Origin of the sequence: Streptomyces sp. NPDC051684, from assembly GCF_044453445.1 — a bacterium.
Lineage (GTDB): Bacteria > Actinomycetota > Actinomycetes > Streptomycetales > Streptomycetaceae > Streptomyces.
The window spans coordinates 168,101-176,576 of record NZ_JBITCS010000021.1 but is presented as its reverse complement, the minus strand read 5'-3'; the positions used below and the strand labels follow the sequence as shown (position 1 = coordinate 176,576).

Sequence of the window (8,476 nt, the reverse complement as noted above, 5' to 3'; positions counted from 1 at the left end):
TTTTTACGCCGGGCGGAGAAGAAGCTGAAAAAGGCGCAGCGTGAGCTGTCGCGTAAACAGAAAGGATCGAAGAACCGTGAGAAGGCCCGTCTGAAGGTCGCCCGCGCCCACGCGGCCGTCGCCGACGCGCGCAAGGAGTTCTGCCATCAGCTCTCCACCCGGATCATCCGTGAGAACCAAACGGTGATCGTGGAGAACCTGTCGGTGGCCGGACTCGCACGCACGACGATGGCCAAGAGCGTGCACGACGCGGGCTGGTCGATGTTCGTCAACATGCTCACGTACAAAGCCGTGCGGTACCGAAAACCGTGCCGCGTAGCGGCACAGCAATCGGCAGGGATGGCCAGAATCCTCGGGCTTCAGCCCGAGGAGCATGTCAAAAGCGCGTCGCCAAGGACGACTACGAGCCGGACAAGCAGTACGCCTACCGCGCCGACGACGGACTGGGCCTCGCGGAACTCGTCGCCGTCTCCGAGACCCGGCTCCTCGCCCTGGAACGGCAGTACGTGGTCGGCCTCGGCAACGCGGTGCACGTCAACGACCTCTCGCTCGCCGGCGCCTCCGACGTGTCCGGCAAGGGGCAGCTGTACTCGGAGCCGTCCGACGTCTACATCGACGCCCGTGAGCTGCTCGACCTGAAGAAGTGCCCCGCGGGCAGCCCGGGGGTGGTGAAGAGCAAGGGCACGCAGGTGAACCCGCTCCTCGAGAACGCCGAGGGCATGGCCCTCGGCGAGACCCTCACCAGCGGCCCCTACAAGGGCCGCAGGCACCTCCTCCTCGTCTCCGACGACAACCGCAACAAGAAGCAGACCACCCGGCTCTACTCCTTCGCCGTCAAGCTGTGACCGGAGCCGCGGGCTCGAACGTGAACGAGAACTCGGCGGGACCGGGCGTGAGCCGGTACCGGGGCAGCACACCTGGCCCGCAGGACTGGGTGCCGATGCCCTGCTGCGCGTGGTCGAGATGCACCCACAGCGTGTCGCCGGGCGTCAGGTCCGTGCGGTGGGCGGCCGCGTCGAGCTGCCGCGTCGTCCAGCGGCGGGCCGTGAGCGCGTAGGCTGGCTCGCCGTCGATGCGCAGTCCGCCGAGCTCCGCCCAGCGGACGCCGACCCGGGCCCCGTTCTCCTGCGGCCGCACGTACGGGGTGTGCAGGCCGGCCACGTCCGACTCCCAGCGGCCGAGCCGCGCCGCCTCGCGCGTGTCCGGGTACGCCTCGCCGGGTCCGCCGCCGAACCAGCGCACGCCCAAGTCGCCCACGGGCAGCCCGAGTCGGACGCCGAGCCGGGGGAGCGGCAGCCGCCAGTCACCCTCCGGGACGACGGACACGGTCAGTCGCAGCCGCCGCTCGTCGGCCGTCCAGCGGTAGCTCGCGCGCAGCCCGATGTCCCGGCTCGCAGGGCCGACCCGTGTCCGCACCGTCAGCGCGGCGCCGTCCAACTCGACGCTGTCCACCCGGTGTTGCATGCGGTGCAGGCCGAACGTGCGCCACAGCAGGCCGAGCCGCTCGTCGTTCTGCCAGCTCGCCCCGTCGTCGTTGTCCGTGGGGGCGCGCCACACGTCGAGCCGGGGAGCGGAGGTGAGCGTCACGTCGCCGACGGCGCGCAGCTCCCCGGTGCGGGCGTCGAAGGTGGCGGGGCCGAGGGTGAGCGTGTCCCCGGCGGTGCGCGGCGCCTCACCAACAGCCTTGTCCGATACGGCCGTTCGCGCCTCGGGAGCGCTCTGCCCCCACGCCACCTCATGTCCGTCGCCGTCCAGGGCCCGCACGGTCCAGTACCCGTCGCCCGCCGCGGGCGCCGACAGCTTCAGGTCCGCGGACTCGCCGGGGCCGAGCGGCGGAACGGCGAGGGTGCCCCGCTCGGCCGCCTCGCCCTCCACCTCGTACGCCCAGTCGAAGGCGAGGTGGGACAGGTCCCGGAAGTCGTAGCGGTTGGTGACCCGCACCGTTCCGGCGTCCGCGTCGACGGCGATCCGCACCGGCTCGATGACCTTCTTGAACTCGACGAGCCCCGGCGACGGCGTCCGGTCCGGGAACAGCAGCCCGTCGCAGACGAAGTTCCCGTCGTGCAGCTCCTCGCCGAAGTCGCCGCCGTACGCGTACCCGTGGCGCTCGTCGGCGATCCCGTGGTCGATCCACTCCCAGACGAAGGCGCCCTGCAGTCGGTCGTACGTCTCGAACAGCCGCTGGTAGTCGGCGAGTCCACCGGGACCGTTGCCCATGGCGTGCGCGTACTCGCACTGGATGAAGGGCAGCCGCCGCCGCTTCTCCGGGCCTCCGTCGAGACCGCGTCCGATCCGCTCGACCTCGGCGTGGTCGGCGTACATGCGCGAATAGACGTCGGTGTCACGGCAGTTGATGTCGCCCTCGTAGTGGATGAGGCGCTCCGGGTCGCGGGCGCGGATCCACTCGGCCATGGCGGTGAGCCCACGCCCGGTGCCCGCCTCGTTGCCCAGCGACCACAGCACCACCGACGGATGGTTCTTGTCGCGCTCGACCATGCGGGCGGCCCGGTCGAGCAGCGCGGGGGTCCAGCGCTCGTCGTCGACCGGGTTGTCGCGCCAGCCCTGCTCGACGAAGCCGTGGGTCTCCAGGTCGCACTCGTCGACGACCCACAGCCCGTACTCGTCGCAGAGCGAGAGGAAGGCGGGGTGCGGCGGGTAGTGCGAGGTGCGGACGGCGTTGATGTTGTGGGACTTCATCAACTCGACGTCGCGGCGCATCGTTTCGAGGTCGAGCGCGCGGCCGTGCTCGGGGTGCCACTCGTGCCGGTTGACGCCCTTGAACAGGATCGGCGTGCCGTTGACCTTGATCAGCCCGTCGGACAGCTCGACGGTACGGAAGCCGATCCGCAGCGGCACCCGCTCCCCGGCCGTCGCGAGCTCGCCGTCGTACAGACGCGGCGTCTCGGCGGTCCACGGCTCGACGGCGACGGTCACCGACTCCCCGGTCGCGACATCGACTCCCAGCTCGGGAACGGTGACGCGCCCTTCCGTATCGCTGTCGACGCGGAGCGTGCCGAGGCCGGAGGTGCGCTCGTACGAGGCGTGCGTGAAGAAGTCCCGTACCGCCTCGGCCGGGCGGTGCAGAAGGGTCACGTCACGGAAGATGCCGGGCAGCCACCACTGGTCCTGGTCCTCCAGGTACGAGCCGGCCGACCACTGGTGGACGCGGACCGCCAGCACGTTGCCGGCGGGGACGAGGAGGTGTCCGACCTCGAACTCGTGCGGCAGCCTGCTCCCCTTGAACTCGCCGAGCTCCGTGCCGTTCAGCCACACCCTGGCGCAGGACTCGACCCCGTCGAACCGGACCACGGCCGAGCCGTCACCGGGCCAGTCGCCGGGCAGATCGAAGACGCGCAGGTGATCCCCGGTCGGATTTTCGTCGGGGACGCGCGGCGGGTCGACGGGGAAGGGGTAGAGCACGTTCGTGTAGGCGGGCGCACCGTGCCCCTGCATCACCCAGTGACCGGGCACGGAGACCTCGCCCCAGCCGTCGGCCGCGTACCCCGGGACGGCGAAGGAGTCGTCGTGCGCGTCGGCCCGCGCCGCCAGTCGAAAGCCCCAAGTGCCGTTCAGTGAGAGCGAGTTGGCGGACGATTCGGCGTACCAGGCCCGGGGTGGGAGCGCGCCGTGGCCGGGGGACGGGTCGGTTACGTAAGCGATGGTCATGAGTCTCCCTAAACTAAGCCCCGCCGGCGATTGAGGCGCGGGGGCCGGGGCGGAGCCCCGAGGTGTCAACGCCGTTGCGGCCCACGAACCCCTCCAGCGCAAACGTCGCCGCGCCAAGGCTCACCGGATCCGTAGGAACAGGCGAAAGAACGATCTCCGTGGCGCCGAACGGCCCCGCGAGCGAATGCCGCCCCGCGGCCGACCGCACCTCGTCGAGCAGGGGTGCGCCCAACGCCTCCGCCACCCAGCTACTGAGCACCACGACCTCAGGGTTGAGCAGATTGACCAGATCACCGATCGCCGCACCGAGATACCTCGCGGTCTCCCGCACCACGTCCAGCGCCTCGGCGGAGCCCTCCGTCGCGGCCCGCCCGATCGCCCCGATCGTGGCGGTCTGGTCGTCGGGGTGCAGCAGCGGCGAACGGGGGTGCAGCTCCCGCAGGCTGCGCATGATCCCCGGCGCCCCCACATACGCCTCGACACACCCCCGGTTCCCGCAGTGGCACGGCCGCCCGTCGAGCACGAGCGTGGTGTGTCCCCACTCGCCCGCGCTGTTGGTGACACCCCGATGCAGCGCCCCGCCGAGCGCGAGCCCCGCGCCGACACCGGTGCCGAGGTTGACGACGACCGCGTCGTCGCGCCCGCGCGCCGCCCCGAACCACAGCTCGGCGACGGTGGACGCGCGCAGCGGATTGTCCAGGTACAGGGGTACGTCGAGGTGCTCGGCGAGAAGTTCGCGCAGCGGCACGGCGTCCCGCCACCCCCAGTTCGGGGCGTACACGCTGATGCCGCCCTGCCGGTCGACGAGCCCCGGCATGCAGACGCCGGCGCCGAGTACGGGCCCGCCGGTGCCGGCGTCGGTGGTGGCGTCGAGCACGGACCGGACCGCGTCCGCGATCACGGCGGCCACGTGCGCGGGCCCGTGCGCACCGGGGACCGGTTCGCGGTCGGCGCGGGCGACGGCCCGGAGGTTCAGGTCGAACAACTCGGCGTGCACATACGTCTCCGCGACGTCCACGCCGACGAGCGAGCCGTGCCCCGCGTCGACGGAGACGAGGCCGCGCGGGCGCCCGCCCCCCGAGTCCACGAAGCCGTCCGTGACCAGGACCCCCAGGTCGAGCAGCTCCCCGACGAGCGTGGCGACGGTCGCCGAGCTGAGCCCCGTCTCCGCGGCCAACTCCTGCCGGGACACGGCGGACCTGCCGAGGCAGCGGCGCAGCACCTCGTACCGGTTCGCGGTCCGTATGTCGCGGGACGTGCGCTTCATGCCGTCAGGCTAGGAGCGCCGTACGGACTTCGACAAGGGGTTGGAGAAAGGGCTTTCAAAAGCCCGGTCACGCGCTCCGGGGCAGCATCCCCCGCACGAACGCGTTGCTGAACTTCCCCGCCGGATCCAGCCGTTCGGCCAGCGCCACGAAGTCCGCCGCCCGCGGATACCGCTCGGCGACGCGCGCGGGGTCCGCCGTGAACACCTTCCCCCAGTGCGGTCGCGGCCCGAACTCCCGCAGCCGGTCCTCCACCAGCGAGACGACCGGAAGCACCCGGGATGCGTCCGCCACCCACGTGAAGTGGAACGCGACGGTGTCCCGGCCGTACGCGGGGCTCAGCCACTGCGTGTCCGCGGCGACCGTGCGCACCTCGCAGACCTGGACGACCGGGGCGATCCGCTCGCGCACCGCGTCCAGGGCATGCAGCGCGGCCATGGTGTGCTCGCGCGGCAGCAGATACTCCGACTGCAGCTCGTCGCCGCTGCTGGGCGTGAACCCGGCGCGGAAGTGCGGCAGCCGCTCGTGCCAGGGCCCCGGCACACCGAACTGCTCGGTGCAGTGCACGGCGGGCATCCCCGGTACCGGGTGCCGCGCCTCGACGGCGGCCTCGGCCCAAGGGAAGTCCAGCGCGTCCGGCATCCGCCGCTTGACCCACACCTGGTCGAAGCGCGGCCCGCGCCAGCCGGTGAACAGGCTCACGCTGTACGCGGCCGCCGACACGGCGTCGAAGTCGATCCCCAGGAAGGGAAGTTCACGGAACACGTACTGCGCGACATCGAAGGCCGGCTCCACGTCCAGCGTCAGCGACAGCACCACCCCGAGCGCGCCCAGTGAGACGACCGCCCCTCGAAACCGGCGTCCCCGCGCGCGAGCGTGACCACCTCCCCGTCCCCGGTCAGGATCTCCACGGCCCGTACCGCCTCGGCCAGTGACCGGTTGCCGTTGCCCGAGCCGTGCGTGCCGGTGGCCACCGAACCGGCGACGGAGATGTGCGGCAACGACGCCATGTTCGGCAGCGCGAGCCCGTGCGCGTGCAGGGCGGCGGCCAGGTCGGCGTAGCGCACACCACCGCCGACCCGCACGCTGCGCTCCGAGATGTCGACGTCGATCCGGCCCGGCAGCCCGGCGAGCGACACGAGCGCACCACCGCGCTCCGCGTCGACGTCGGCGATCCGATTGAACGAGTGCCCACTGCCGAGCACCCGCAGGTGCCCCCTCTTCGCGACGACCGCACGCAACTCGTCGACGGTGGCCGGACGGTGTATCCGGTCGGCGGAAAAGGTGATGTTGCGGGCCCAGTTGGTGATGACTGGCACGACACGCCTCTCTTCGGGAACGGATCGCCGAGAATTGGACCACGATCCGGGACCGAGCCCCATTTCAAGCCCCGCCGGCGTTTGAGGCGCAGGGCCCGGGGCGGAGCCCCGCGACCGCAACGTGACGCCCACCTGGTGAACTGCCGGTGACCCCACGGGAGTACCGTGCCTGCGCATGACGTACACCGACGACCACCGCACCACCCACCGGCCATTGCGGCAGCACCCCCGCGCCGACCTGGAGGCGATCCTCGACGCGGACTTCGTGTGCCATCTCGGTGTCATGGTCGACGGCGCGCCCGTCGTCGTTCCGACCGTCTACGGACGTCACGAGCGGCTGCTGTACGTGCACGGGTCGGTGGCCGGCCGCGGCCTCGCGGCCGATCCGGGCGCCGCGGTGTGCGTGACGGTGACCCACGTCGACGGCCTCGTCCTCGCCCGCTCCGTCTTCGAGCACGCGCTGAACTACCGCAGTGCCACGGTGCACGGTGTGCCGCGCACGATCACCGACGAGGCCGAGAAGCTGGAGGGCCTGCGCCGCCTCACCGAGCACGCGACCCCCGGCCAGTGGACGTACGCGCGGCAGCCGAACCGCGAGGAGCTCGCCGCCACCACGCTCCTCGCGCTCTCCCTCGAAGACGCCTCCGTGAAGATCAGGTCCGGCGCGCCCGACGACGGCGCGTCGGCCGACGCGGAGCTCGGCCTGTGGGCCGGGACCCTGCCGTTGAACGCCCGCTGGGGCGCCCCCACGGCCGATCCGCTGCTGCCCACCGGCATCACCGCGCCCGCCCACATCGTGGCCCGAGCGGGGACCCGGCACGGCTGACCGGCGACCGGGGCGTACCGTGAGGAGTCGAGAAACCGTAGAAAACGCTGCACAGCAGAGGGTCGAGGAGTAACGGGATGCAGAGCCGTACGGCGCTGGTAGAGGACCTGATGGAGCGCTTCCCGCACGTTCCGAAGGAAGCGGTCTTCAAGGAGGACCTGCTGCGCGGCGGCGTCGCCTTCGACGCGTCGGCACTGAGCGACAACGAGGACGGCGAGGTCAAGCCGAAGTCGTACTTCATCTTCTCGTTCGACCACGGCACGCTGCCCGAGCTGGGCGAGGCCGCGCTGCGCCGCCCGCCCGAGGAGATCGTCCTCACCGGCGGCCCCTACGACCTGCGCCGCACGGTCGTCTCGGTGCGCGTGAACCCGAAGTCGCCGTACCGCGTGGCGGCGAACGAGGACGGCATGCTCGGCCTGTACCTCGACGGCAAGCGGATCTCCGACGTCGGCGTGCCGCCCATGCCGGAGTACTACCGGCACAAGCTCTCCAACGGGAAGTCGGTCATGGAGGTGGCCCCCACGATCCAGTGGGGCTACCTGATCTACCTGACCGCGTTCCGGGTCTGCCAGTACTTCGGCGCCAAGGAGGAGTGCCAGTACTGCGACATCAACCACAACTGGCGCCAGCACAAGGCGGCCGGCCGTCCGTACACCGGTGTGAAGGATGTCGACGAGGTCCTCGAGGCCCTGGAGATCATCAACAAGTACGACACCGGGAAGACGTCGACCGCGTACACCCTCACCGGCGGCGCGATCACGTCGAAGGTCCAGGGCCTGGACGAGGCGGACTTCTACGGGCGGTACGCCAAGGCCATCGAGGAGTACTTCCCGGACCGCTGGATCGGCAAGGTCGTCGCCCAGGCGCTGCCCAAGGACGATGTGCAGCGCTTCAAGGACTACGGCGTGCAGATCTACCACCCCAACTTCGAGGTGTGGGACGAGTACCTGTTCAAGATGTACTGCCCCGGCAAGGAGCGCTACGTCGGCCGCGACGAGTGGCACCGCCGGATCCTCGACTCGCGTGACGTGTTCGGCGCGCGCAACGTCATCCCGAACTTCGTGGCGGGCGTCGAGATGGCCGAGCCCTTCGGCTTCAAGACGGTCGACGAGGCCATCGCCTCCACCACCGAGGGCCTGAACTTCTTCATGTCGAACGGCATCACGCCGCGCTTCACCACGTGGTGCCCCGAGCCGACGACGCCGCTCGGCAAGGAGAACCCGAACGGCGCGCCGCTGGAGTACCACATCCGGCTGCTCGACGCGTACCGCAACGCCATGGACGAGCACGGGCTCTCCTCGCCCCCCGGATACGGTCCGGCGGGCGCGGGTCGCGCCGTGTTCTCCGTCAGCTCGTTCATGGACAGCCTCGCGCCCAACGAAGAGGCCGTGGAGTTCTGA

Annotated in this window: 5 protein-coding genes and 2 pseudogenes; 4 read left to right on the top strand and 3 right to left on the bottom strand. The window is 71.0% G+C overall.

From position 1 onward, the window contains the following. Positions 1 to 300: pseudogene (locus tag ACIA8D_RS25265) on the top strand (RNA-guided endonuclease TnpB family protein); the annotation flags it as partial. An 8-nt stretch (positions 301 to 308) separates the two neighbouring features. Continuing rightward, a complete protein-coding gene (locus ACIA8D_RS25260) occupies positions 309 to 845 on the top strand; it encodes an esterase-like activity of phytase family protein (protein ID WP_399235690.1) in 537 nt (178 codons plus the stop codon). On the opposite strand, the gene ACIA8D_RS25255 is transcribed toward ACIA8D_RS25260, so the two are convergent. From ACIA8D_RS25255 to ACIA8D_RS25245, 3 genes and pseudogenes are all read right to left on the bottom strand, one after another. Next, positions 835 to 3,666, bottom strand: coding sequence for a glycoside hydrolase family 2 TIM barrel-domain containing protein (locus ACIA8D_RS25255; protein ID WP_399235688.1), 2,832 nt, complete (start codon positions 3,664 to 3,666; stop codon positions 835 to 837). The genes ACIA8D_RS25260 and ACIA8D_RS25255 overlap by 11 nt on opposite strands. 13 nt (positions 3,667 to 3,679) lie before the next feature. Beyond that, positions 3,680 to 4,933 carry an ROK family protein gene (locus tag ACIA8D_RS25250; RefSeq protein ID WP_399235686.1) on the bottom strand — a complete coding sequence of 418 codons (1,254 nt, stop codon included), beginning with the start codon at positions 4,931 to 4,933 and terminating at the stop codon, positions 3,680 to 3,682. A 67-nt stretch (positions 4,934 to 5,000) separates the two neighbouring features. Continuing rightward, a pseudogene (locus ACIA8D_RS25245) lies at positions 5,001 to 6,241 on the bottom strand (FAD-binding protein). Between the two features lie 184 nt (positions 6,242 to 6,425). Between ACIA8D_RS25245 and ACIA8D_RS25240 the strand changes: the two are divergent. Continuing rightward, positions 6,426 to 7,076: a pyridoxamine 5'-phosphate oxidase family protein gene (locus ACIA8D_RS25240; RefSeq protein ID WP_399235684.1), complete on the top strand. Its 651-nt coding sequence runs from the start codon at positions 6,426 to 6,428 to the stop codon at positions 7,074 to 7,076. Between the two features lie 77 nt (positions 7,077 to 7,153). Further along, positions 7,154 to 8,476, top strand: coding sequence for a radical SAM protein (locus ACIA8D_RS25235; RefSeq protein WP_399235683.1), 1,323 nt, complete (start codon positions 7,154 to 7,156; stop codon positions 8,474 to 8,476).

Bases quoted from the DNA above. Each gene is read 5' to 3' on its own strand.
- ACIA8D_RS25255 (WP_399235688.1), bottom strand. From the start codon at position 3,666: ATGACCATCGCTTACGTAACCGACCCGTCCCCCGGCCACGGCGCGCTC.
- ACIA8D_RS25250 (WP_399235686.1), bottom strand. From the start codon at position 4,933: ATGAAGCGCACGTCCCGCGACATACGGACCGCGAACCGGTACGAGGTG.
- ACIA8D_RS25240 (WP_399235684.1), top strand. From the start codon at position 6,426: ATGACGTACACCGACGACCACCGCACCACCCACCGGCCATTGCGGCAG.
- ACIA8D_RS25235 (WP_399235683.1), top strand. From the start codon at position 7,154: ATGCAGAGCCGTACGGCGCTGGTAGAGGACCTGATGGAGCGCTTCCCG.